A 24,432-nucleotide genomic window follows, 5' to 3' on the forward strand; every position below is an offset into this window, starting at 1 on the left:
TAAGCCGAGTGTACTTTTGTAAAACCCAACGCAACAAAACAGTAAAAAGATATAACGGACAGCCCGGCCCGAAGGGACACGCCATAATTCTATTTCAATATCTTTTCTAGCGCTTCCACAGTCGTTGCATGATACCCTGGTTTTGCTTTGGCATAAATTTGTTTTGCCCAAACTTTCCCTTCGGGAGTTTTAATCATTTTTTTGTATAACGGTGTTAAGGAATATGTTCTACTATAAGAAGTCAGGAATTGTTCGATGGCAGGGTAGGCAAATTTATACTGATGTTGTATCGCAATAATAAACCATTGGCGTTTTACAACAAAGTTTCCACCATTAGTAAAGTTGAATTCTTTGTCGATGGCTGTCATTTCCTCAACGGTTAAATCTTTTGGTAGATAATCTATAAAGTGCTGTTTTTCGTTGGTTGACTTTATCTTTTGATTCAATCCATTAATGCCGGTTTTTCTCCATGTTTTTTGGATAGCGTCAATGGTGTTGAAATCTTCTGAAACCGGAGTGATTATATTGGATGGAATTCCCGGTTTGTAAATCCATTCCTCGGCTTTGATTTTATCAGCTAAAGCTTTGTCACCTTTGATTAGATTTTTATTGTAATAATCCACAAATTCTTCAGTTGTTACCGATTGGAAGGCATGGTCATTGAAATAGTTAGTGATAAAAGCATCAAATTTTTTGCGGCCAACAGCAGTTTCAATAGTCTGTAAAAAGGCATATCCTTTTTCATAAGGAATGTCACTCAATCCATCATCGGGATTTTTACCTGATGTGTCTATCTTTAAACGCGTATCAGGGCTTTCAATTCCAAGTTCATCCAAATTGTTTTGCAACACTTTTCGGCTTAAGACGTCCTGCATTTGGGCTTCGTTAACTCCGAATACTTCTTCACCAATTCGGTGTTCAACATAAGTGGTAAAACCTTCGTTGAGCCAGGTTTCATCCCATGAGGCATTGGTTACCAGGTTTCCGCTCCAACTGTGTCCTAATTCGTGTGCTAACAAACTGGTTAACGAACGATCGCCGGCTAAAACGGTAGGTGTAAGAAAGGTTAAATTTGGATTCTCCATTCCGCCAAAAGGAAAACTTGGTGGCAGCACAATCACATCATATCTGCCCCAACGATAGGATCCAAATAACTTTTCGGCTGCGTAGACCATTTTTCCTAATTCAGCAAATTCCCATTTGGCTTTATCAATTACAGAATGCTCAGCATAAACTCCGGTTCTGTTATCAATAGATTTGAATTCGACGTCACCAACGGCAATCGCCATCAAATAGGATGGAATTGCTTTTTCCTGTTTAAAAGTATACACTCCGGTATCGTTTTTCTGTTGTGGATTGACAGCACTCATTAATGCTATTAAATCTTTTGGAACAGTAACTTTAGCATTATATGTAAAACGAACTCCAGGTGAATCCTGACAAGGAATCCAAGTTCTTGACCAAATGCTTTGTCCCTGTGAAAACACAAATGGATATTTTTTATCGGCGGTTTGTTCAGGCTTCAGCCATTGCAGTGCTACGCCATCTTTAGTTGTGTTGTAATAGATGTTGACCTTGGTAGTATTCGGTTCTATAGTTATATGAAGTGGTTTTCCGTGGAGTTCAATTTCATTTCCCAGTTCGAATTTGGTTTCTTTTTCGTCATCGCCCAAAGTAACTTTGGTGATGTTCAGCGTGTTTTCATCGAAGATGATTTCGTTTCCTTTGGAGATATTATCAATTGTCCACGAAGCTTTTCCTGAAATAGTTTGGGTGTCAAAATCGACTTTAATATCTAAATCCAGGTGTTTGACAATTGCTTCAGATGAATTTGAAAAGGAGTGGGAGTCTTTTGTTGTTTGATTTTGTATTGGTTCTGCTTTTTTTTGACAGGCAGTAAAAGTAATGAGAACTATCAGTAAACTTAATTTGTTCATAGGTAATTTTATTTGGGTCTAATTTAAAAAGAAAAACCCGTTTTGGAATTCCAAGAACGGGTTTTATTATCTAAAGGTCTTCGACAAACTCAGACTGACTCTTGGTTATGCCAGCATTGTAACAGGGTTTTCTATATACTGTTTCAGGGTTTGCAGGAATTGCGCTCCTGTTGCTCCGTCAATAGTTCTGTGATCACAAGCTAATGATAACATCATAGTGTTTCCAACTACAATCTGTCCATTTTTTACAACCGGTTTTTCTACAATGGCTCCTACTGAAAGGATAGCAGAATTTGGTTGGTTGATGATGGAGTTGAATTCAGTAATACCGAACATTCCAAGATTAGAAATAGTAAAAGTACTTCCTTCCATTTCTGATGGTAATAACTTTTTGCTTTTTGCTCTTCCGGCAAGATCTCTAACGCTTGCGCCAATTTGAGATAAACTCATACCATCAGTAAATGGCAATACCGGAACTACTAATCCGTCTTCAACTGCTACAGCAACACCAATATTTACGTGGTAGTTGATGGTAATAGCTTCTGCTGACCATTGTGAATTGATCTTTGGATGTTTTTTCAACGCCAATGCACTAGCTTTAATCACCATATCGTTGAAAGACACTTTGGTGTCCGGAACACTATTAATGACTGCTCTTGATTTCATTGCTTCGTCCATTGTTACTTCAATTACTAAGTTGTAATGCGGTGCTGTGAACAATGATTCTGATAAACGTTTCGCAATGATTTTACGCATTTGCGAATTTTTGATTTCTTCTGTTGCTATTTCTCCTGCTGGTACAAATGGTTTTGCCACGGTTGGAGCAGGTTGTGCGTTGTCAGTAGCTGGTTGAGCAGCCTGACTTGTCGCAGCCGCTAATGGAGTAAAGTTTTCCACATCACTTTTCGTGATACGACCGTTTTCTCCCGAACCTTTTATTTGAGAAAGATTAATTCCTTTATCCTTAGCAATTTGTTTTGCTAATGGCGAAGCAAAAATTCTTCCTCCATCAGTTGTTGTTTGAGTAGCTTCTACTGTTGGTACAGCTATTGCTGATTGTTCTGTTGCAACCGGAGCAGTAACTGGCTCAGCACCACCTTTTTTATAATTTTCGGCTATGCCTGAAACATCTGTTCCTGCAGGACCGATGATAGCTAAAACGCTGTCAACCGGTGCAGATTCTCCTTCGTTAATTCCGATGAACAATAAAGTACCGGCGTTGAAAGATTCAAATTCCATAGTAGCTTTATCGGTTTCGATTTCAGCAAGGATATCACCTTCTTTAACTTCGTCACCTACTTTTTTCAACCAGGTCGCTACGGTTCCTTCTGTCATTGTATCACTAAGACGAGGCATCGTTACTACTACAACTCCTTTTGGTAAAGAAGCTGGAGCCGATGCAGCAGCTGGTGCTTCTGTAACATTAGGTGCTGTAGCTTCAGCCTTAACTTCCTGAGTAGCTTCTGCAGCACCTGAAATTAATCCCGAAATATCTTCACCTTCATTTCCGATGATTGCTAATAATGAATCCACCGCAGCGGTTTCACCTTCTTTAATTCCTATATATAATAAAGTCCCTGAATTGAAAGATTCAAATTCCATTGTAGCTTTATCAGTTTCGATTTCCGCAAGGATATCACCTTCTTTTATAGTGTCGCCTACTTTTTTCAACCAAGTAGCAACAGTTCCTTCTGTCATCGTATCGCTCAAACGCGGCATTGTGATTTTTGTCGCCATAATTATAGTCTGTGAGGGATGAAAGGATAATTTTCTTGTTCGTAAACCACATCATACAATTGTTGTACTTCAGGGAAAGGAGATTCTTCGGCGAATGTTGCACATTCTTCAACTAAATCTTTTACTCTTTCGTCAATGATTTCAATTTCTGCATCGGTTGCATACTTGTTTTCCTTGATGATGTCAAGCACTTGAGTGATTGGGTCAATTTTTCTGTATTCTTCTACTTCGTCTTTCGAACGGTATAATTGTGCATCCGACATGGAGTGACCTCTGTATCGGTATGTTTTCATTTCTAAGAAAGTTGGTCCGTCACCACGACGTGCTCTTTCCATAGCTTCGTGCATAGCCTCGGCAACTTTTACAGGATTCATTCCGTCAACTGGTCCGCATGGCATTTCATAGCCCAAACCAAGTTTCCAGATATCGGTATGATTTGCAGTTCTTTCTACAGAAGTTCCCATTGCATATCCATTATTTTCGCAAATGAATACTACAGGTAATTTCCATAACATAGCCATGTTGAAGGCTTCGTGTAATGAACCCTGACGCGCTGCACCATCACCAAAATAGGTAAGTGTTACACCGCCGGTGTTGAAATATTTATCGGCGAAAGCCATACCTGCACCAACCGGAATTTGAGCTCCAACGATACCGTGACCACCATAAAATCCGTGTTCTTTTGAGAAGATGTGCATAGAACCACCCATTCCTTTTGAGGTTCCGGTTACTTTTCCAAGTAGTTCTGCCATTACTCTTCTTGGGTCAACACCCATTCCGATTGGCTGCACGTGATTACGATAGGCTGTAATCATTTTGTCTTTTCCACCTAAGTTCATAGCGTGTAATGCACCAGCTAAAACGGCTTCCTGACCATTGTATAAGTGTAGAAATCCTCTAACTTTTTGTTGAATATAAAGTGCTGCAAGTTTGTCTTCAAACTTTCTCCAAAGTAGCATGTCTTCGTACCACTTTAAATAAACTTCTTTTGTTACTTCTTTCATTTTTTACTTTTTGCTAAAGCGTTATTAAGTTGTAAATTATATTTCAACGCAAAATAGTTCACTCACATACAAATTTGCGAATGGCAAAAGTAAAACATTCCGAGTTAGAAGTAAAATTTTAAAAGAGTAATTTTTACCTTTTATAAGAAGTTTTTGTCGAAGGTTAGTGGTAATAAATTTTTAATGGAATCTGATTTATAAATTTCACCACTTTCACCCATAAAATAGATTTCTATTGGCGAGTTTTGTTTGAATTCATATTCAGAAATTGATTGTCTGCAACCACCGCAGGGAGGAATTGGAGTAAGAGTCGGATTTGTATCAGATGCTGCGGATATTGCCATTTTTACAATTCGTGCATCAGGATAGATTGCATTTGAATGGAAAATAGCAACTCTTTCGGCACAAAGTCCGGATGGATAGGCAGCGTTTTCCTGGTTTGATCCTAAAACAATTTTTCCGTTATCTAAAAGTAGTGCTGCTCCAACTCTGAATTTTGAATAAGGAGCATAAGCATTTTTTCTGACTTCGACAGCTTGCTGCATTAGAGATTGAACATCTTGCGGAAGTTCATCAACAGATTGAAATGCTGTAAACGAGGTTTTAATTTCTATTTTGTTCATTTGCTTTTATTGATACTTATTGAGGAAAAAAAATCCAAATCTCTTTTTTGAAATTTGGATGTTGTTTTTATTATTTATCAGCTATTAATAATCTTCGTATTTATCACCAAAGTTAAACGATAATGAGAAGCGAAGTGTATTTTCTAATGGGTTTTTCACTTTTGATGCAGAGAACAAATAAGACACATCTACTTTAACTACGTTGTATTTAAATCCGGCTCCAAGTGAGAAAAATTTTCTGGCACCTTTTATTGGACTTTCGTGGAAATATCCTAAACGGAAAGCGAATGAATCTTGGTATAAATATTCGGTACCAACCGAATAAGTAAACTCTTTAAGCTCTTCACTAAATCCTCCGGGTGCATCTCCAAAAGAAGAGAAGATACCGGAAACCCAGTTGATTTTGTTATAGTCTGCAATGTTTTGATCTCTTATATCTATTTCATTCACCTCATTGCCATTTTCATCGGTGTAAGTTTGACTATCTACAATGCCATTACCGTTTCTATCGGCACTTTGTGGTGTTGGCACTAAAAGTTTTGCCAACTCAACGCTTAAAGTTACTTTGTTGAAATCGTCAAGGATAAAGTCGTAGCCGGCACCAATTCTCATATTAGCCGGAAGGAAGTTAGCACTGTTATCGTCAGAAGCACCAGCATCGTAGTTGATTTTTGGTCCCATGTTTTGGAAATTAAAGCCAAGACGCAAACGACCGTTAAAATCGGCGAAAGCGGCTTCTTCACCTACATAATATCCTGCGATATCGACTGCAAATGAACTTGCCGGTTTGGAATCGGTAGATTCACCGGAGGGAATTCTTAAAGCAGAACGAATATAGCGTCCGGCAACTGACATGGCAAAACGCTCACTTAAGTGTAATGAGTATGAACCATCTAAAGCCAATTCATTTGGTTTAACAATTTGAGGTTCATCATCAGCATTCTGTCTTAATTCAATTTCACCTAAACCAAAATAACGCAAGCTTACTGCAAATGCACTTCGCTCATTGAATCGGTTATAGTAGGTAGCTTGTCCTAAAGAAATATCGTTAACTAAATCGGTTAAATAAGGAGTATAACTTGCTGTGAAACCTTGTTTGTCGGTAGCAAATGCATATTTTGCGGGGTTCCATTGTTGTGAAAAAGCATCTGGTGAAGTAGCAACTCCTTGGTCTGCCATACCTGCAGCTCGAGCATCGGCAGCAACTAAAAGAAACGGAACTCCGGTAGTGATAACTCGGCTATCTTGTTGTGCATTAATATTTTGTATTGAGGCTAGTAAAAATAATATTGCGAATTTTTTCATTTTCAATTTTATAAAAGTTAACAAATATAGTATTTTCCTAAAGGATTACAAGTTTTTCTATTTTTTCTGCCTTTTTATTCGATAAAGTGGACTTTACAGTCAATTTATAGACATAAACACCTTTACCAATTCGGTCTCCAAAATCATCTTTTCCATCCCAGGTTATTTCTCTTGAAAGAAAACCATCTGTTGTTACGGTTTGATTTTTTGTCCATACAATTTTACCTGTTATGGTCATTACCTGTACTTGAACATCCAAAGGTTCAAATGGTCTGTTGTGAGAAAACCAAAATTCGGTATAACTTACAAACGGATTTGGATAATTTAGTACATGTTCAAGCGCAATATTTTCATCGCCAACCACTACAAATTGAATTTCGGCAGTAATGGGATTATTATAAACATCCCAGGCTTTAAATGTAATTGTATGCAAACCTGGGGCTAAATTTCGGAAAGGGAAATAAACTCTGCCTTTTGTGTAATCATCTAATTCGGTTTGATAATAATCATTCATGATGTAGGGCTTTGTTTCGTCTCCATCAAGAATACCAACTATATCATGACCAATTCCGCTTGCGGTATTTATTCCGTGTTCGTCTTCGAGTATGGCTAAGAAAAACGGGGATTCATTTGTAATACCACCATTCACAAATGTTTCATCATTCATATATAATTTTACGGTTGGTCCAGTATTATCGGCTACGGCACTAGTGTTGATTCCGCCAATTTTAATATCTGTATTTTGTCCGTATTTGTCTAAAAGAATCTGATTTCTTTTGGAATAAAAACTAATTCTTCCGTTGCCAACAAGAACTCTAATATCTCTTGGAACTACAAAACCAAACTCAAAAATACCATTTGCCACTGAAGCATTTCCTCTAAAAATAGTTTCGCCCAATGTTGTAAAAGGAATTGACGGGCTATTATTATCATTGTTAAGTGTGGTTCGGATTACGTTTTTATCAAAAATGTTAACCGATAATTCGCCATTATAAGTTTGTAAAAGGTTATTGTTTTCATCCAAAACTTCTCCGGCTAATTTTACAAATGCCAGCGATTGAAAATCATCGATTGGTCCAGAAACAGGCATGTCATTAACTTTTGTCAGAACTACTCTTGGTTTTGGAATGGCTAACATTAAAGCAGGATCGCCTAAATAAAAGACAACGTTACTGGCAGTAGTAGAATTAAAATTTTTAGCAAGACGAAGCGCTTCGGCAATAGAGGTGTATTCATCGCTGTCGTATGAGAATAAATACTCGGATAGTTTATCATTAAATACTTCAGCGTTTCCTTGGTCTATGGAACGAACAGTTGTTATCATTGATATAGCACCACCTCTTGGATTCCAATAGGTATATTCGCCGGCAGTCGGACGATAAGGATTGTCAAATCTGGAAAAATCACAAGTGATAGTAATAAAGAGTGGATATTTATATCGGTTACTCAAATTTTGTCCATCTGATTTTTCCCAAATACGTTCACCTGATAAACCATCTTCACCACCATGTCCTAAATAATTAAATACTAATGCTCCCTTTTCGAAAGCGGCAAAAATTTCTTCTCTTGCTTTTGGATATCTTTTTCCTCCGGCTGAAGTTTGCTGTTCATAAGAATCGAGTAATATTTTTTTGAAATTGATAAATGGTTTTTCAGCAACTATTATATCGGTAAGGTTATTTTGTTTGTATTGTAAAGATGCATCAGAAATTTTATCCGAATCATCGGCTATGGCTACATAATTGGTTCTCCAACTGCCATAGGATTTCAAATCATGGTATTCAATTACTTTGTTAACCATTTCATCTGCTTGTTGTGTGGTGCTGACAATCATTCGTCCGACAGCAATATCGATTCCGCCTAAATCAAAACTGATACTAGTGCCTCCATCGAATGATGTATTGCCATAATCTAATCGACCTTCATCATCATTCATCATAGCAAAAAAATCATCTGAAGCAAAAGAAAACTGTGATTCGGAGTAACTATTCAATGCCTGATATATCGGAACAATATTAGTGTTGTTTGCAATTCGGTCTTTAAAATCATAGGATGCATCTCCGAAAATGTTTAAGTATTTTACCCGTTCACCAACCGGAGCATTAAAGTAAACGTATTTTACAAAATTTCTAATCGCTCCTATGTCTTGTTTTCCGGATGAAAATTCAGGATAAATAGTTTCCAGATTTACCACTTTGACATTCAGATTAGAATAGCTTCTGTGAAAAGCAGCTAATTTTTCGGCTTGGGCATTTAAGAATTTAGGTGTAATAATTAAATAATCAATTTTCTGCCATTGCCCTTGCGCATCATTAAAAATAGTACCTTTTAAATTTTGGATATCCACTTTTGATTTCGAATCTTTTAATGGTGAATAATAATCGGAATTATCAATGGCAATGTATTTTCGAACTTCTCCCAAATTGGATTTAAATGAAAAAGTACTTGATGTGGCATTTTCTGTTTTGGTTACGTTAAATCTATCGGTAATGTCCCAAATTTGTGAGATAGATGAAGCGTTTGAAAGTTGGTATTCACCAATGATTGTAGGTAAAGAAGCTGAAGCCTGATCAAACTGAAAACGGAATTGTTTGCCAAATGCCTGAAGATTTCTTTTGGCTTTGATGTTGATGTAATCTAAGTAGCCTTTTGAACTTGGCACGCCGCCATTATCATAAGTTACTTTTATGTTTACATCTTCGGAAGATACAGTGGCAGTTGCATTTAAATTTCTTTCTATAACTAAAGCATCGCTGCTGCTTCCGGGATCTAGAAGAATATTTCCAACCACTTGTGTGTTGGCTTCTATTTTAAAATTATTGATGGTCGTAGTTACTCCGGCAACGTGAGCTTTAATTTCAATAGGAGAAGAACTTACAATGTTTGGAAATTTAAATTTAAATTCCTGCTCACTGTCGACACTAAAACTTTCTCCAAACCAAATTCTGCCTAACTTTTCAACATTGACATCATCAACTTCGTGAAACTGATAATCATCAAAAGTAGTTATGTTTACAGTTGGGCTACCGGAAGGTTGTGTCATATCGGTAATTCGCTTTCCTGTATCGCCTTGCGCTGTTACATAATAATAAGACTTGTCAGCATAGATGTTTAGGTTGCTCTTGTAATCGTCATTCCAGTTATCCAAACCTTCAGCATAAAAAAGGATGAAATCGCCGTTGTCAAAAACACCATCGGTTTCGCCAATAAACTGAATGGCATTTTCGGTTAAATCCATAGGATACTCAACAGAATTCAGTAACGGCAACATTCTTCCGCCATTGCCATAAATTTTTATTTTTCTTGGATCTACATTCGTGTTAAGCCCTAAACTTTGAAGAAAACTTTTAGTGATTTTGTACACACCTGATTTTTGAACATAAAACCGATACCAATTGCCCGAACTTAAAACGGAGTTCTCAATAGCAGTAACGTTGTTAACGGTATTTGGTGTCCTTGAGGCATTTTGTTGAATAGTATAGCTGAAAGAGATTAGTTTTTTAAAAGAGCTTCCTTCTTTAACTATTGGCGTAAGCTTGATTTTCCCATAATATTTTTCTCTTGCATTATAGCTTTTAAACGATGATTTAAAAACAGAAGGAATATTTTTCACAGCAATATCGCCAAGTTGGCTTTCCGGAATAGTTTCAAAAACAAGATTAGTTATTTGAATGGCATTTTCATTAACCTTGCTATTAAGTTGTATGGTTAAAGAATAGGATATGGTTTTAGAATAAACATCAAACTCATAATTTTGAGTGTTAAACTGAGGTGCCATATATGAAAAACTGCCATATGACAATTCTTTTTTGTCTGTCCAATTTAATGAAACGTCTCCTTGTTCTTGAGCCATTGCTAAGAAGGTGCTCAAAAATAGTAAGCAAATAGTAATGTTCCTTTTCATAGTATACAGTAAACGTGTTTTTTTGAAAATTAGTATAAAAAACCAAAAAAAATATTTTTTTGAGACAAAATACAATAAAACTACTAATTTTGCGTTATATATAAAATTCGTTTACAGGGAGCGAATTTAGTATTAATTAAAAAAAGTTGTTGCAATTTAATGGTAAATACTTATATTGCGCCTCGAAATTTATACCTACTATGAATATGAAAGTAAACAAAATTATAGCAGTAAAATTATTACTATCATTAGTGATAATGGTTGGTTTTACTAGTTGTAGTAAAAAGGACAGCAACAAAGGTGGTTCGAAAGCAACCGGTTGGAAAATCAACGATAAAAAAGGAGGTTTCCAATATGCTTCTAAATTTAAAAAGCAGGCAACGGGACCAGGTTTGGTTTTGGTTGAAGGAGGAACATTTACCATGGGTAAAGTTCAGGATGACGTAATGCATGATTGGAATAATACGCCAAATCAGCAACACGTTATGTCTTTTTATATGGACGAAACAGAGGTAACCAATATGATGTATATGGAATACTTAAGTTGGTTAAAAACAGTTTTTCCACCAGATCAGGAAAATTATAAAAACATCTACGAAGGTGCTTCTCCGGATACATTAGTATGGAGAAACAGACTTGGATATAACGAAACTATGACTGAAAACTATTTGAGACATCCAGCTTATGCTGAATATCCTGTAGTTGGTGTTAATTGGATTCAGGCTACTGAATTTGCTAAGTGGAGAACAGACCGTGTGAACGAAAATATTCTTGAGCAACAAAAGTATTTGAAAAAAGATTCAAAAGTTACTGACATGACTGCTGACAAAGTATTCAGCACTAATGCATATCTTGCTTCTCCTTCTACTGCTAAAGGTGGGGATGAAAAGCTTGTTTTGAAAAAAGGACAAGGTAGAGGAACTGCTCCAAAAGCAAGTGGTACTCCTGCTGCAGGTGCTAATAACACTGCCGGAAACAGTAAAAAGAATGTTTACGCGCAAAGAACTTCAGGTTTGATTTTGCCTGAATATAGATTGCCAACAGAAGCTGAGTGGGAATATGCTGCTGCTGCTGATGTAGGACAAAGAGAATACAACCAATATAAAGGACAGAAAAAATACCCTTGGTCAGGAAGCTATACCCGTTCAGGGAAAAGACAAGTTAGAGGAGATCAATTGGCTAACTTCAAACAAGGAAAAGGAGATTACGGTGGAATTGCAGGATGGTCTGATGATGGTGCTGATATTACCAATAAAGTTAAATCATACCCTCCAAATGACTTTGGATTATATGACATGGCAGGAAACGTAGCCGAATGGGTTGCTGATGTTTACAGACCTATAGTTGACGATGAAGCTAATGACTTCAATTACTACAGAGGTAACGTTTACATGAAAGACAAAATTGGAGAAGATGGAAAAGTTGAATTAGTTACTCCTGAAACTCAAAAATTCGATACGCTTTCAAATGGTAAGATTGTATCAAGAAACTTCCCGGGGCAAATTGCTCAAGTTCCGGTTGATGATAAAGAAACTTATTTGAGACAAAATTTTGATAAATCAAATAACATAAATTATCGTGATGGTGATAAACAATCTACGAGATATTTCAAATTTGGTGCTTCTGAAGAAGGTGACGAAAAAGGAAAATTAAGAGACGATCAAAGAATGTATGATTCTCCAAAACATAATGTATCTACTGACAGTTTAGGGAATATGGTTAAAAAATATGACCGCTCTAACAAGCGTACTACTTTAGTTAATGATGATGTTAGAGTTTATAAAGGTGGTTCTTGGAGAGACAGAGCTTATTGGTTAGACCCGGCACAAAGAAGATATTATCCACAAGATATCGCGACAGACTACATCGGATTCAGATGTGCTATGTCGAGAGTTGGTGCCAAAGCCGACAAAAAGAAAAGAGCAAGAAACTAATTTTTAGTTTTATGAATAATAATAAAAAAGCCCTATTTTTAAGGGCTTTTTTATTTTAACAATTTTGCCAATGACCATTCAGAATATCCATGATTTATTTTTAAAATGCAGTAAGGTTTCAATCGATACAAGAAAGATTGAAGCAAACTCTTTTTTTGTTGCTATTAAAGGCGAACGCTTTGATGCAAATACTTTTGCTAAAGAAGCATTAGAAAAAGGAGCAAGTTACGTTGTCATTGATAACGCTGATTATTATATTGATGAGAGAACTATTTTGGTAAATGATAGTTTGGAAACACTTCAGAAATTAGCAAGGTTTCACAGACAATTCCTTAATCTTCCCGTTATTGCTTTAACAGGAAGTAACGGTAAGACAACAACAAAAGAATTAATCAATGTGGTCCTTTCTAAAAAATTCAATACAAAAGCAACTGTTGGAAATTTAAACAATCACATTGGCGTTCCGTTAACCTTATTATCATTCACAGCCGAAACAAAAATCGGAATTGTAGAGATGGGTGCCAATCACCAAAAAGAAATTGAATTTCTATGCGAAATTGCACAACCGGATTATGGTTATATTACCAATTTTGGTAAAGCACATCTCGAAGGTTTTGGTGGAGTGGAAGGCGTAATAAAAGGGAAAAGTGAAATGTATGCTTATTTACAAGCAAATAACAAATCGGTTTTTGTAAATCTGGATGACAAAATTCAGAATGAGAAAACAGAGCATTTTAACAGAATTACTTTCAGCCAAAAAAATAAAAGCGTTAATGTATTTATTGATGGCGTTGAAGCTAATCCATTTGTTAAAATCAGAACATTAGGTGTCGAAATCAATTCCCATTTAATTGGGTTGTACAATGCTAATAATATAAATGCTGCAATCACTATCGGAAATCATTTTAATGTTGCTACAACTGATATAAAAGCTGCCATCGAAAGCTATATTCCCGAAAACAATCGGTCACAACTTTTGACAAAAGGGTCAAATGAAATTATATTAGATGCTTACAATGCGAATCCGAGTAGCATGATAGTAGCGTTGGAGAATTTCATTCAATTAGACAAGATAAATAAGTGTGTTATCATTGGAGATATGTATGAGCTTGGAGAAGAAAGCCTGGCTGAGCATAAGGCTATTGTCAATTTTTTGAATAAAAACAGCGATTTTGAATGCCATTTTGTTGGCAAAGATTTTTTTGCGAATAGTATTCAAAATCAGAACTTCCACTTTTATAATACATTCGAAGATTTTGCCAAATACCTATCATCATCAAAGTTGGAAGACAAAACAATTCTTATAAAAGGTTCCAGGGGAATGGCTTTAGAGCGGACTTTGGAGTATATTAATAATTAAGGATTAACTGTGTTGAGCCCATTTTGGAGAACACTGAACAAGAAAAACCTAAAAGGCTAGAAAGAGCCTTTTAGGTTTTTTTTATTCTCAAACCTTACGAAAGTAAACTTTCTACGCTTTAGGAAATAAAAAAAACCGAAACTTTTGTTTCGGTTTTTTTGTGGGTAATGAGGGATTCGAACCCCCGACCCTCTCGGTGTAAACGAGATGCTCTGAACCAACTGAGCTAATCACCCGTGTTGCGCTTGATTGCGAGTGCAAATATAGACTACTTTTTTGATATTGCAAACATATTTGAAAAAAATTATAAAATTTCTGCAACAACAAATGTACTTCCGCCAATATAAATAAAGTCATTTTCATTGGCATTTTTCCTGGCGGACTGATAAGCATTTGATACTGAAATGTATCTTTCGCCGATAAGATTAAATCCCGCCGCTTTTTCTTTTAAAATAGCCTCGTCTAAACCTCTAAAATTATTTGGTCTGCAGAAATAATAAATAGCATTCTTCGGAAACAAAGGCAAAATTTCATCTAAATTTTTGTCATTAACTAATCCCAAAACAATATGCAATTGGTCGTATTTTTCCTTTTGTAACTGATTGATGATTATTTTCAATCCGTGAGCATTGTGGGCAGTGTCACAAATAATCTTAGGTTTATCTCCAAGCAGCTGCCATCTGCCTTGTAAATTGGTGTTTTTAATAACATTCAAAAAGCCTTCTTTGATGTTGGATTCTGAAACGATGATTAGATTTTTATCTTGCAATACTTTTATAGTTTGCAAAACCGTTTTTTTATTCTGAATCTGATAATCGCCAAGTAATGCCGAAGGGTAAGTTTCTTGAATCAAATCGGAAGCAAAATAAATTTGGGATTCTGTTTCATTGGCTTTAGCCCAAAAAACAGGCTTTGTTTCTGCAACATATTCGCCAATAACTACAGGAATTTTTGGCTTAATGATTCCAGCTTTTTCAAAAGCAATAGCTTCAAGTGTATTGCCTAAAAATTGCGTGTGGTCTAATCCAATATTAGTAATAACCGAAACCAATGGTGTAACGATATTAGTTGAATCCAATCGTCCGCCCATTCCGACTTCAATAATATTGATATCGGTTTTCTCTTTAATAAAATATTCGAATGCCAATCCAACACTCATCTCAAAAAAACTCAATTCATTGGCTTCGAAAAAAGTTTTGTTTTTGGTTATAAATTTGCAAACATAATCTTCAGAAATTGGTGTTCCGTTGATGGCGATTCGCTCTCGAAAATCTTTCAAATGTGGCGAAGTATACAAACCCACTTTATATCCTGCTTCCTGTAAAACCGAAGCCAATAAATGGGAAGTAGAACCTTTTCCGTTAGTTCCGGCTACGTGAATGCATTTCAACTGAAGCTCCGGATTTCCTAAATGTTTGGCTAACAAAACAGTATTGGTAATGTCTTTTCTATATGCCGTAGCACCTTGTGTTTGGTACATCGGCAATTTATTAAACATCCAATCCAGCGTTTCTTTGTAGTTCATAATTTTAGGAAAAAATTAGCGCGCAATATACTTTTATACACTTTTTTTCGTTTATATTGTGATGCGTATTTGAAAACACAAATTTGAAATTATTTTCAGAATTAATTGCCAAAAATTAGATAAATATGATAAGTACTTTTTTACAGTTACAAGCTGATACTTTAGCACAAGCACTTCCTGCAGTAGACCAAGCAAATGCAGCATTAACCAATGAAGTTTCGGTTTTGGAGTTCATTTTCAAAGGAGGTTTATTCCTAATTCCAATTGCAATTTTGTTATTTTATACCATCTACCTCGTTTTTGAGCGCTATCTGTATATTCATAAAGCAGCCAAAATCGACAATCATTTGATGAAAGATATTCGCAATCATTTGAATAACGCCAACATTGAAATGGCTGTTTCTTCTGCCGAAAGAAGCGGTAACGCTCAAGGAACAGTTATAAAAGAAGGTGTCCTAACGATAGGAAGACATATCGGAGAAATTGAAGGAAATATGGAACGTGCCGCCAATATCGAAATTGGTTATATGGAAAAGAAATTAGGCCAATTAGGTTTGATTGCCGGTATTGCACCAACATTAGGATTTATCGGAACGATTTCGGGAGTTATTAAAATTTTCTACAGCATTTCGGTAACCGAAGATATTAGTATCGGAAATATTTCGGGCGGATTGTATGAGAAAATGATTAGTAGCGGTGCCGGTTTGATAGTTGGTATTATCGCTTACAGCGCTTATCACTTATTCAATGGAAAAATTGATAATTTCTCATTGGAGATTCAAAAACAAGTATTAGAATTTGTAAATATAATTCAACGACCAAATGGCCATAAAGCGAAATAAACGATTTCATGCAGAAGTCGCCACATCTTCTTTGAGCGACATTATGTTTTTCTTATTGCTGTTTTTCTTAATCATCTCGACCTTGGCAAATCCAAATGTTATCCGAATGACATTGCCAAAATCGAAAACCAATGAAAAGACAAACAAGCAACTCATCACCTTATCGGTAACCGATGAAAAAAGATATTTCATTGACAAAGAAGAAGTGCTTTTGGAACAATTGGAAACCAGATTACTAGAGTTGATGGACCCTGAAAAGCAACAAACAGTAGTAATCAGAATTCCGGCGACATTGCAAGTACAGGATTTAGTTGATGTATTGCAAATAGGAGTGAAGAACAAACTCAAGTTTGTCATTGCAACAAGTCCAAAATAAAATTTATAAAATTAAATAGTTAGTACATGAAACTGAAAACTTTATTGTTGATGGCATTTGTGACCACATCAACTTTTGCACAGGACACCGAATTTAAATTTTCAAAAGACGGATTGACCGATTTTATTGTAACCATTTATGAGGGTTCCGCTAAAGACACCTATAACAGAGCAACAGCATGGGTAAAAGATAATGCTAAGAAAAACTTTACTGTGATTTCATCTGTAGAAAATGAAAAGCTTGTTATTGAAGGCACTAAAGAGAATTTTCTATGCAGTAAAGCCGGAGGAACAACGGTTTGTACTACAGCTACGTTTACCATCGAAATAAATTTCAAAGAAGGGAAATATAAGTTTGCCGCTCTTGGCTTGACTGAAAAACCGAATAACTCAGCGAATACTACGGTTCATAATCTGGATGATTTTTCAGAGTATTACGATAAAGATGGTACGTTGAAAAAATATAAAGATGATGTGCCGGCAGCTTATGAATCACTTTTCAATGAGTTGAATAAAAGTCTGATTGTCTTTATGGATAAAAAGAAGAAAGCCGAAAACTGGTAATCTTTTATATATAGAAATAAAAAATCCCATTCATTCGATGGGATTTTTTTATGTTTAGTTCAAACTGAAAGTATAAATTATCTTTCCAACTTGCTTTTCAGGAGCACTGCTGTCAGGCTGCCATTTGGTATTCATTGCAGCTATTTTGGCTTGGTCAAGCAAACATTTAGCAGTATTGGTTGTTCCCTGAACACCGGCTGTAACGCTAATGGTATTCCCGTTTCTATCAACTGAAACCTGAACGGCAACTCTTCCTTGTTCTTGACAAGTATAATCCGGTTGTGGTTTGCTTAGTGCTTTTCGGTTGCCTAATGCATAGCCCGAACCGCTTCCGTTTCCGCCACCACTTCCGCCACCACTTCCTGAACCGGTGCCCGAACCACTTCCTGTTCCGTTACCCGAACCGTTTCCGCCACCTGAACCTGTTCCGCTTCCGTTACCATAATAGCCACTGGAATTTAGATTTCCGTTAGCGCTTCCTTTGTTTCCGCTTTTGGAATCATTTCCATCGCCACCTTTATTACCAAGAATACTGGATAAAGCATCATCAGCACTTTTAGAAACTTTTGGTTTTACAACTGACGGTTTTACATCTTTTTTTACAGGAACGGGAGTTTTTACATTCTCTTTTTTGGGTACAACAACATTGTCATCAGCATTATCATCCGAAATCACATCTTCGTCTGGAGTTGCTACAGCAGTAGCTTTGACCTGGTCTTTTACATTAATGACTTCACTTTTATAGTTATCGCCCATACCAAAATCGCTATCGCCAAAGTTCATCTCGATGCCACCACCGCCACCACCGCCCATGATTTTCATATCAGCCGGAGGCCAAAAACGCAATAGGAAAAGTAAAAGAATCAACAAAGCATACACTACAGTCGTAATGGCTAACGATTTTTTGTCATCTTCTGTCAATTGAAAACTCATAGCTTTTTCTTTTGTTCGTTACTAAATATAACGCTTAAAAATACAAATTATTGTGTAATTGCAACAGATATTTTTTATTACACCAATTGTTTCAGGGCAATTTCAAAAGCAGTTGCGCTGATATTTTTTTTGTCTGCACTCAAATTGTGTGCCTTTTCTAACGCCTTTTTTATAGTTTCCGAAATGTCGTAGAAGATAGCCTCATCAGTCATTTGCACTTTTGCTTCCATAAAGTAAGCAAATACTCTGGCCATTCCACAGTTTGAAATAAAGTCGGGAATCAAACTTACTTTGCTATCGGTTGCTTCCATGATGCTGCCAAAGAAAATTTCTTTATCGGCAAATGGCACATTGGCACCACACGAAATAACTTCCAAACCATGATTGATAAGGTTATCGATTTGGTCTTTGGTTACCAATCTTGATGCTGCACAAGGAGCAAAAATATCAGCACCTAATGTCCATATTTTTTGATTGATTTCTTCAAATGGTATCATGTTTTCTGCTACCAATTTGTTTCCGTCTTTGTTTAAGAACAATCTTTTTATTTCTTCAAAAGTGTAACCTTCTTCATTGATGATTCCACCATCACGGTCGATGATACCCACAATTTTTGCTCCCATTTCGGCAAGATAAAAAGCTGCCGCTGAACCAACATTTCCAAAACCTTGTACAATGGCTTTTTTACCACGAACATCACCGCCATAAATACTATAATAATGGCGAACGGCTTCGGCAACGCCATAGCCTGTAATCATATCGGCAACAGTGTATTTACGCAATACATCAGGAGAGAATTTTGGGTTTTCGATTACTTTGATTACGCCTTGACGCAATTGACCGATACGGTTGATTTTATCAGCTTCGGTAGGTTTGAAATGTCCGTTAAAAACACCTTCCTGCGGATGCCATACACCACATTCTTCGGTAAACGGAATTACTTCGTGAATTTCATCAACATTCAAATCACCACCTGTTCCGTAGTAGCTTTTTAACAGTGGTGATACGGCTTTATACCAACGTTGTAAAACCCCTTTTTTGCGTGGATCATTTGGGTCGAAGTTTATGCCCGATTTTGCACCGCCAATCGCCGGACCTGAAACAGAAAATTTAACTTCCATTGTTTTGGCTAACGATAGTACTTCGTTCATGTCTAGTCCTTTTCTCATTCGGGTTCCACCTCCAGCAGCACCTCCGCGAAGCGAATTAATAACGGTCCAACCTTCGGCCTCAGTCTCGGAATCTTTCCAGTTGAATACTATTTCAGGTGTTTTGTCTTCGAATTTTTTTAATAAGTCTTTCATTGTTTTGCAATCTGAATTGGTTTCAGATTTTCATTTTAGTTAGAGTCAATTTAGTTTGTGGTGCAAATATAAGAATTAGGAATTAGTCCCGAAGCTTCGGGATTTGAAATTAGGATTTGGGATTTGTTTTTTAATATTTATTTGATTTACCTAGAATTGTGCTTTTACTTTTTGTGTCTTAAAAGATTTTTTTTACTTTAGTAAGGCTATAGTTACTAACTTTTTTAATAGGTATGAGAAAAAGAGATAAGCTGAACATAATTAGACAATATTATCCCAATGCTTCCACTACTATAGATAGTGTAAATCGGTTAATTGATTTTGTAGAAGAACAATTGGATTTAGAACCGAATCAAGTTATGTTGGCCGACAGTATTTGTAGTGATGATGTGAATAGTATTCAATATCCGGTTAGAACGCATGAGTTTTTAGGTCCATTTAAAATGGGTGGATTAGATGGTTTTCCATTTACTGGTTTGACCGGAATGGGCGCTTTTGCAAGCCATGTTCCTGACGAAGGTGCAGTTTTTATTTATTATGGTCCGCATATTGGCATTTCAAAAGAAGGGATAGTTGGTGAAATACATCGTTTTGGTCAATCTAAAAATTCGGGATGTTGTGGTGCAGCTCGAGCAGCTTTGGGTAAATTACAAAATAATCAAATCCAAGAAGGTAATATCACCGAAATGGATTATCAAATGAATATTCTGGAACAAATTGTCCTCAAAGAAAAAAACAGAATTACATCCGCAACAGTTCCGCTATATGAAACTACTGAGGTTATTTATGAAGCCATAGATAAGCGTATAAATGAATTGGTTAAGGCTACAGCTTATAACTGTAAATATGTAATATTGGTAGGAGCAATTCTCATTAACAGTGATACAGATATAGGTTCGTTTAGTGCTACAAAGCGCTTTGACGTGATTGAACTAGCTACTGGCAAACGTATTGATTACCTTAATAAATATCCTTTATAAACTATGTATACTAAAAGAAATTATGGTTTTTGGCAAACTTTTAATTGGTCAAAAATGCCTTTTATTTATGGGACAATTTATGCAGGTGCTGTTTTATTAATTTATTGCTTGTTAAAAAAGAATTATGAAATAGACATATCATTACCATGGCAACCCATCAGTGTTTTGGGTATTGCTGTTGCTTTTTATTTGGGATTTAAAAACAATGCCAGTTACGACAGAACATGGGAAGCCCGAAAAATTTGGGGCGGAATTGTCAACAATAGCAGAACTTTTGGAGTTGCAGTAACTGCTTTTATTGACGGGCCAAAAAAAGAGGAAATCAAAAAAAGAATTATTTATCGCCACATTGCTTGGATGACAGCTTTGCGTTACCAATTGCGTTTGTCTCGTGAATGGGAACACCAAGAAGAAAGAATCAAAGGGATATATTTTCCGGAAGCTACGGATAAGTATTTTGACAAACTTGATGGGGAACTTTGCAAACTTTTAGCTAAAGAAGAACTCGAGGGTTGTATAGGCAAAGCCAATATTGCAGTACAAATTTTAAAACATCAGGCTAATGATTTACAAGCTTTGCGAAACCAAAATTACTTTGATGATTTCAGACATATGGAATTTCACAAGTTGATAGGGACTTTCTTTGACGACCAAGGAAGAAGTGAACGTATTAAAAACTTTCCTTTTCCGAGGCAGTATGCTTCCGTGGCGTTATGGCAAGCGCTTATTTTCTCCATCTTAATTCCTTTTGGCATGTTGAATGTTTTTGCCGATGCTAAAGAATATTCTCATTTATTGGTAGTACTCTTTTCGGCTTTAGTGATTTGGGTTTTCTTTTTGATGGAAAAAATAGGTGATTACTCTGAAAATCCTTTTGAAGGTTCGTATAACGATATTCCGATTACGGCTATTTCGAGAGGCATTGAGATTGATTTGCTCCAAATGATAGATGATGAAAATATTCCTGCACCTTTAAAGAGTGAAAATGGTTTTTTGATGTAGTTATGGTTGAAATATTTCGCCGCTACTATGATCTTTCTTCGCACCAGTAACACTACTCAAAACATTAATCTCACCACGTAATTTTAAAACGCCAAGCAACGCAAAAATCAAGGCTTCTTTGAACTCAATAGTTTTTTTATCAGGAATAATAATTTCAAGTTGAGGTAAATGATAGCGCATTCGTTCCATCAAAAAATCATTATAGGTTCCGCCACCGGTTGCTAATAGTTTGCCTTGCTTTTTTGGTAAAGCCACAGCAGTCTGAAAAGTAATATGCTCAATAAATGTCCGCATCTTATCTTCTATTGGAATAGTGTATCGTTCTATCAATGGCAAAACAGTTGTTTTTACAAATTCAAATCCGAGCGATTTTGGAAACGGTTTTTTGTAATAATCCAATGCATTCAATTCATTCATTAAATCGGTATTGCCTTTTCCTGAACGTGCAATTTTTCCTTTATCATCATAATCCAATCCGAGTTGATTTGCATAAAAATTCAGAACGGTATTTACCGGAGAAATGTCAAAAGCGATTCTGTTGCCATTTTGCTCAAATGAAACATTAGAAAAGCCACCCAAATTCAGGCAATAATAAAAATCCGAAAATAAAATCCGGTCACCAATCGGAACCAATGGTGCCCCTTGTCCACCCAACTCAACATCTTGAACTCTAAAATCACAAACCACAGTCTGGTTAATCAGTTTTGCTATTTTGGGAAGATTTCCAATTTGAAGCGTAAAGCCATTTTGTGGCTGATGCAGAATTGTATGTCCATGAGAACAAACTGCATCGAGGTTTTTTAAATTGTTTTTTTCAATAAAGGTCTTGATGACATTTGCCAACAACACTGTATAGTCTTCATTGAGTTGCTGCAATTCGACTTCGGAAAAATCAACGGCAGTTTTTAATTTGTTTAACCAATCATTGCTATAAGAAACGGTTTCGGTTTCAAGAATTTCGAAGTTCCATTTACCTTCAATTATTGAAAAATATATGTGTGCCAAATCGATGCCATCAAGCGAAGTGCCTGACATTACTCCGATAACATTGTAGGTTTTTTTAAACATTGGCTAAATTTACGAAATCGTTTGAAATTTTAACTTTTATATTCTATTTTTGCACACCAAAATTAACGAAACAACAACACAAATCTTCACAACTATGGATTTTAATTTAACCGAAGAACAGCTAATGATTCAACAAGCAGCAAGAGATTTTGCTGTAGCAGAATTATTACCTGGCGTAATTGAAAGAGACGAACATTCTAAGTTTCCAACAGAACAAGTAAAAATGATGGCGGAATTAGGATTCTTAGGAATGATGGTGGATCCAAAATATGGTGGAGCAGGATTAGACAGTGTTTCTTATGTTTTGGCGATGACCGAAATTGCTAAAGTGGATGCTTCGGCTGCGGTTATCATGTCGGTAAACAATTCTTTGGTTTGTGCCGGAATGGAAAAATATTGTTCGGAAGAACAAAAAATGAAATACTTAGTGCCATTGGCAAAAGGAGAAGTTATAGGCGCTTTCTGCTTATCTGAACCGGAAGCAGGTAGTGATGCAAGTTCACAAAAAACAACAGCTATTGATAAGGGCGATTACTATTTGTTAAACGGAACCAAAAACTGGATTACCAACGGCGGAACAGCTTCGACTTATTTAGTGATTGCACAAACCGATGTAGCAAAAGGACACAAAGGAATCAATGCTTTTATCGTTGAAAAAGGCTGGGCTGGTTTTGAAATCGGTCCAAAAGAAAAGAAAATGGGAATTCGCGGAAGCGATACTCATTCGCTAATGTTTACTGATGTTAAAGTTCCAAAAGAAAATAGGATTGGCGCTGATGGTTTTGGTTTTAATTTCGCAATGAATGTCTTAAACGGAGGAAGAATCGGGATTGCATCACAAGCATTAGGAATTGCAACCGGAGCTTATGAATTGGCTTTGAAATATTCGCATGAACGTAAAGCATTTGGCAAAGAAATTTTTAAACACCAAGCTATTGCGTTTAAATTAGCGGATATGTATGTGAAAATTACGGCTGCTAAACTTTTGATTATGAAAGCTGCCTGCGAAAAAGATGAAGGAAAAGACATTGCGCATTCGGGTTCGATGGCAAAACTTTATGCTTCTGAAATTGCTTTGGAAGTTGCCAATGAAGCGGTTCAAATTCATGGCGGAAACGGTTATGTTGCCGAATATCATGTAGAGCGTATGATGCGTGATTCGAAAATTACGCAGATTTATGAAGGAACTTCAGAAATTCAAAGAATTGTAATTTCTCGTGGTTTGGTATAAATTTTTTTCCTATATTTGAGAAGAATAAATCTTGAAATTTAAAATTAATAATCACTAAACCCTTTCGGAAACGAGAGGGTTTTTTGATTTAAAAAAATTAGTACATTTACTCTATATGTATGATGAATTAAAATATTGGTATCTCCGCGATCATAAATTGTTTTGGACATTGAGCATGTCACAAATCAAGCAGTTATGCATTATTACCGGTTTTAAAAAAGCAAAGAAAGGCGATATTATTTATTTTTCTTCTTCTGATGTGCCTCGTGTTTTTTTACTCAAAAAAGGCAATATCAAAATTGTTTCTGTTGATGAAGACGGCAACGAAACTATCAAAGATATTATCCAAAAAGGCGATTTATTTGGTGAATTAGAATTAGAAAACGACCGAAATTCAAATGAATATGCCAAAGCTTTAACTGATGAAGTTACCATTTGTAGTTTTCTGATGTCTGACTTTGAAGATTTGTTGTTGCGTAATCCAAGTCTGGCGCTGTCTTATACCAAGTTCGTTGGTTTGAAAATGAAACGTATCAAAAATAATTATGCCAATCTGATTTCTAAAGATGCCAAAACTAGGTTACTGACTTTCTTGAAAGACTGGGCAGAACGCGATGGGAAAAGAGATGGAAACCGAGTTGTCATCGAAAATTACCTTACTCAAAACGATATCGCCCAAATCATTTGCACTTCACGCCAAACCGCTACGTCATTGCTAAACGAACTCGAAGAAAAAGGCTTGATGCATTATGGTAGAAAAGAAATTATTATAGAAGATATAACCAAGTTACTAACTATTTAAAT

The 24,432-nt window shown here is 36.1% G+C and carries 19 protein-coding genes and 1 tRNA gene; 9 read left to right on the forward strand and 11 right to left on the reverse strand.

From position 1 onward, the window contains the following. Positions 1-89: 89 nt before the first annotated feature. The 6 genes from L1S35_RS11465 to porU all read right to left on the reverse strand — a co-directional run bounded on the left by L1S35_RS11465 (position 90) and on the right by porU (position 10,510). Positions 90-1,937 carry a M1 family metallopeptidase gene (locus L1S35_RS11465; protein ID WP_236400806.1) on the reverse strand — a complete coding sequence of 616 codons (1,848 nt, stop codon included), beginning with the start codon at positions 1,935-1,937 and terminating at the stop codon, positions 90-92. A 105-nt stretch (positions 1,938-2,042) separates the two neighbouring features. Further along, positions 2,043-3,674 carry a dihydrolipoyl dehydrogenase family protein gene (locus L1S35_RS11470; protein ID WP_236400808.1) on the reverse strand — a complete coding sequence of 544 codons (1,632 nt, stop codon included), beginning with the start codon at positions 3,672-3,674 and terminating at the stop codon, positions 2,043-2,045. A gap of 2 nt (positions 3,675-3,676) precedes the next feature. Continuing rightward, positions 3,677-4,678, reverse strand: a complete 1,002-nt coding sequence (pdhA, locus tag L1S35_RS11475) for a pyruvate dehydrogenase (acetyl-transferring) E1 component subunit alpha (protein ID WP_236400810.1) — start codon at positions 4,676-4,678, stop codon at positions 3,677-3,679. A gap of 140 nt (positions 4,679-4,818) precedes the next feature. Then, positions 4,819-5,301 (reverse strand): cytidine deaminase, encoded by a 483-nt coding sequence (cdd, locus tag L1S35_RS11480; RefSeq protein WP_236400812.1) that lies wholly within the window; start codon positions 5,299-5,301, stop codon positions 4,819-4,821. Between the two features lie 84 nt (positions 5,302-5,385). Further along, on the reverse strand, positions 5,386-6,606 hold the full coding sequence (gene porV / locus L1S35_RS11485) for a type IX secretion system outer membrane channel protein PorV (RefSeq protein ID WP_236400814.1): 1,221 nt from the start codon (positions 6,604-6,606) through the stop codon (positions 5,386-5,388). 37 nt (positions 6,607-6,643) lie between these two features. Beyond that, positions 6,644-10,510: a type IX secretion system sortase PorU gene (porU, locus tag L1S35_RS11490; RefSeq protein WP_236400816.1), complete on the reverse strand. Its 3,867-nt coding sequence runs from the start codon at positions 10,508-10,510 to the stop codon at positions 6,644-6,646. A 206-nt stretch (positions 10,511-10,716) separates the two neighbouring features. Between porU and gldJ the strand changes: the two genes are divergently transcribed. Together gldJ and L1S35_RS11500 are read left to right on the forward strand one after the other, a co-directional pair. Beyond that, positions 10,717-12,444 carry a gliding motility lipoprotein GldJ gene (gldJ, locus tag L1S35_RS11495; RefSeq protein WP_236401019.1) on the forward strand — a complete coding sequence of 576 codons (1,728 nt, stop codon included), beginning with the start codon at positions 10,717-10,719 and terminating at the stop codon, positions 12,442-12,444. A gap of 70 nt (positions 12,445-12,514) precedes the next feature. After that, a complete protein-coding gene (locus tag L1S35_RS11500) occupies positions 12,515-13,804 on the forward strand; it encodes a UDP-N-acetylmuramoyl-tripeptide--D-alanyl-D-alanine ligase (protein WP_236400818.1) in 1,290 nt (429 codons plus the stop codon). Between the two features lie 161 nt (positions 13,805-13,965). On the opposite strand, the gene L1S35_RS11505 is transcribed toward L1S35_RS11500, so the two are convergent. Continuing rightward, positions 13,966-14,040, reverse strand: a tRNA-Val gene (locus tag L1S35_RS11505). A 68-nt stretch (positions 14,041-14,108) separates the two neighbouring features. Continuing rightward, a complete protein-coding gene (locus tag L1S35_RS11510) occupies positions 14,109-15,329 on the reverse strand; it encodes a bifunctional folylpolyglutamate synthase/dihydrofolate synthase (protein ID WP_236400820.1) in 1,221 nt (406 codons plus the stop codon). A gap of 128 nt (positions 15,330-15,457) precedes the next feature. Between L1S35_RS11510 and L1S35_RS11515 the strand changes: the two genes are divergently transcribed. The 3 genes from L1S35_RS11515 to L1S35_RS11525 are packed head-to-tail and all read left to right on the forward strand — an operon-like array spanning position 15,458 to position 17,110. Next, complete coding sequence (locus tag L1S35_RS11515; RefSeq protein WP_236401021.1) at positions 15,458-16,171, forward strand: MotA/TolQ/ExbB proton channel family protein; 714 nt, start codon at positions 15,458-15,460, stop codon at positions 16,169-16,171. Beyond that, a complete protein-coding gene (locus L1S35_RS11520; protein ID WP_236400822.1) occupies positions 16,152-16,547 on the forward strand; it encodes an ExbD/TolR family protein in 396 nt (131 codons plus the stop codon). Before L1S35_RS11515 ends, L1S35_RS11520 begins: the two co-directional genes overlap by 20 nt. 26 nt (positions 16,548-16,573) lie before the next feature. After that, on the forward strand, positions 16,574-17,110 hold the full coding sequence (locus tag L1S35_RS11525) for a DUF4468 domain-containing protein (protein ID WP_236400824.1): 537 nt from the start codon (positions 16,574-16,576) through the stop codon (positions 17,108-17,110). Positions 17,111-17,164: 54 nt separating this feature from the next. Here the strand turns inward: L1S35_RS11525 and L1S35_RS11530 are convergent, their stop codons facing one another. Together L1S35_RS11530 and L1S35_RS11535 are read right to left on the reverse strand one after the other, a co-directional pair. Further along, positions 17,165-18,043, reverse strand: coding sequence for an energy transducer TonB family protein (locus tag L1S35_RS11530; RefSeq protein WP_236400826.1), 879 nt, complete (start codon positions 18,041-18,043; stop codon positions 17,165-17,167). A 77-nt stretch (positions 18,044-18,120) separates the two neighbouring features. Next, positions 18,121-19,347, reverse strand: a complete 1,227-nt coding sequence (locus L1S35_RS11535) for a Glu/Leu/Phe/Val dehydrogenase dimerization domain-containing protein (protein WP_236400828.1) — start codon at positions 19,345-19,347, stop codon at positions 18,121-18,123. A gap of 233 nt (positions 19,348-19,580) precedes the next feature. On the opposite strand from L1S35_RS11535, the gene L1S35_RS11540 reads away from it, so the two are divergent. Both L1S35_RS11540 and L1S35_RS11545 read left to right on the forward strand, forming a co-directional pair. After that, a complete protein-coding gene (locus L1S35_RS11540) occupies positions 19,581-20,327 on the forward strand; it encodes an LCIB family protein (RefSeq protein ID WP_236400830.1) in 747 nt (248 codons plus the stop codon). 3 nt (positions 20,328-20,330) lie between these two features. After that, a complete protein-coding gene (locus L1S35_RS11545; RefSeq protein ID WP_236400832.1) occupies positions 20,331-21,329 on the forward strand; it encodes a bestrophin family protein in 999 nt (332 codons plus the stop codon). On the opposite strand, the gene L1S35_RS11550 is transcribed toward L1S35_RS11545, so the two are convergent. Then, the gene (locus tag L1S35_RS11550) at positions 21,330-22,397 is read right to left on the reverse strand and encodes an anhydro-N-acetylmuramic acid kinase (RefSeq protein WP_236400833.1); all 1,068 of its coding nucleotides are present in this window, start codon (positions 22,395-22,397) and stop codon (positions 21,330-21,332) included. Between the two features lie 94 nt (positions 22,398-22,491). On the opposite strand from L1S35_RS11550, the gene L1S35_RS11555 reads away from it, so the two are divergent. Both L1S35_RS11555 and L1S35_RS11560 read left to right on the forward strand, forming a co-directional pair. Next, positions 22,492-23,628, forward strand: a complete 1,137-nt coding sequence (locus L1S35_RS11555; protein WP_236400834.1) for an acyl-CoA dehydrogenase family protein — start codon at positions 22,492-22,494, stop codon at positions 23,626-23,628. A gap of 115 nt (positions 23,629-23,743) precedes the next feature. Next, complete coding sequence (locus L1S35_RS11560) at positions 23,744-24,430, forward strand: Crp/Fnr family transcriptional regulator (protein ID WP_236400836.1); 687 nt, start codon at positions 23,744-23,746, stop codon at positions 24,428-24,430. Positions 24,431-24,432 lie beyond the last annotated feature (2 nt).

Source organism: Flavobacterium anseongense (assembly GCF_021608185.1).
In the GTDB taxonomy this organism is placed as follows: Bacteria; Bacteroidota; Bacteroidia; order Flavobacteriales; family Flavobacteriaceae; genus Flavobacterium; species Flavobacterium anseongense.

Coding starts and splice junctions, on each gene's coding strand:
- L1S35_RS11535 (WP_236400828.1), bottom strand. CDS start 19,347: ATGAAAGACTTATTAAAAAAATTCGAAGACAAAACACCTGAAATAGTA.
- L1S35_RS11500 (WP_236400818.1), top strand. CDS start 12,515: ATGACCATTCAGAATATCCATGATTTATTTTTAAAATGCAGTAAGGTT.
- porU (WP_236400816.1), bottom strand. CDS start 10,510: ATGAAAAGGAACATTACTATTTGCTTACTATTTTTGAGCACCTTCTTA.
- L1S35_RS11555 (WP_236400834.1), top strand. CDS start 22,492: ATGGATTTTAATTTAACCGAAGAACAGCTAATGATTCAACAAGCAGCA.
- L1S35_RS11550 (WP_236400833.1), bottom strand. CDS start 22,397: ATGTTTAAAAAAACCTACAATGTTATCGGAGTAATGTCAGGCACTTCG.
- cdd (WP_236400812.1), bottom strand. CDS start 5,301: ATGAACAAAATAGAAATTAAAACCTCGTTTACAGCATTTCAATCTGTT.
- porV (WP_236400814.1), bottom strand. CDS start 6,606: ATGAAAAAATTCGCAATATTATTTTTACTAGCCTCAATACAAAATATT.
- L1S35_RS11465 (WP_236400806.1), bottom strand. CDS start 1,937: ATGAACAAATTAAGTTTACTGATAGTTCTCATTACTTTTACTGCCTGT.
- L1S35_RS11470 (WP_236400808.1), bottom strand. CDS start 3,674: ATGGCGACAAAAATCACAATGCCGCGTTTGAGCGATACGATGACAGAA.
- L1S35_RS11530 (WP_236400826.1), bottom strand. CDS start 18,043: ATGAGTTTTCAATTGACAGAAGATGACAAAAAATCGTTAGCCATTACG.
- gldJ (WP_236401019.1), top strand. CDS start 10,717: ATGAAAGTAAACAAAATTATAGCAGTAAAATTATTACTATCATTAGTG.
- L1S35_RS11545 (WP_236400832.1), top strand. CDS start 20,331: ATGTATACTAAAAGAAATTATGGTTTTTGGCAAACTTTTAATTGGTCA.
- L1S35_RS11510 (WP_236400820.1), bottom strand. CDS start 15,329: ATGAACTACAAAGAAACGCTGGATTGGATGTTTAATAAATTGCCGATG.
- L1S35_RS11520 (WP_236400822.1), top strand. CDS start 16,152: ATGGCCATAAAGCGAAATAAACGATTTCATGCAGAAGTCGCCACATCT.
- L1S35_RS11560 (WP_236400836.1), top strand. CDS start 23,744: ATGTATGATGAATTAAAATATTGGTATCTCCGCGATCATAAATTGTTT.
- L1S35_RS11525 (WP_236400824.1), top strand. CDS start 16,574: ATGAAACTGAAAACTTTATTGTTGATGGCATTTGTGACCACATCAACT.
- pdhA (WP_236400810.1), bottom strand. CDS start 4,678: ATGAAAGAAGTAACAAAAGAAGTTTATTTAAAGTGGTACGAAGACATG.
- L1S35_RS11540 (WP_236400830.1), top strand. CDS start 19,581: ATGAGAAAAAGAGATAAGCTGAACATAATTAGACAATATTATCCCAAT.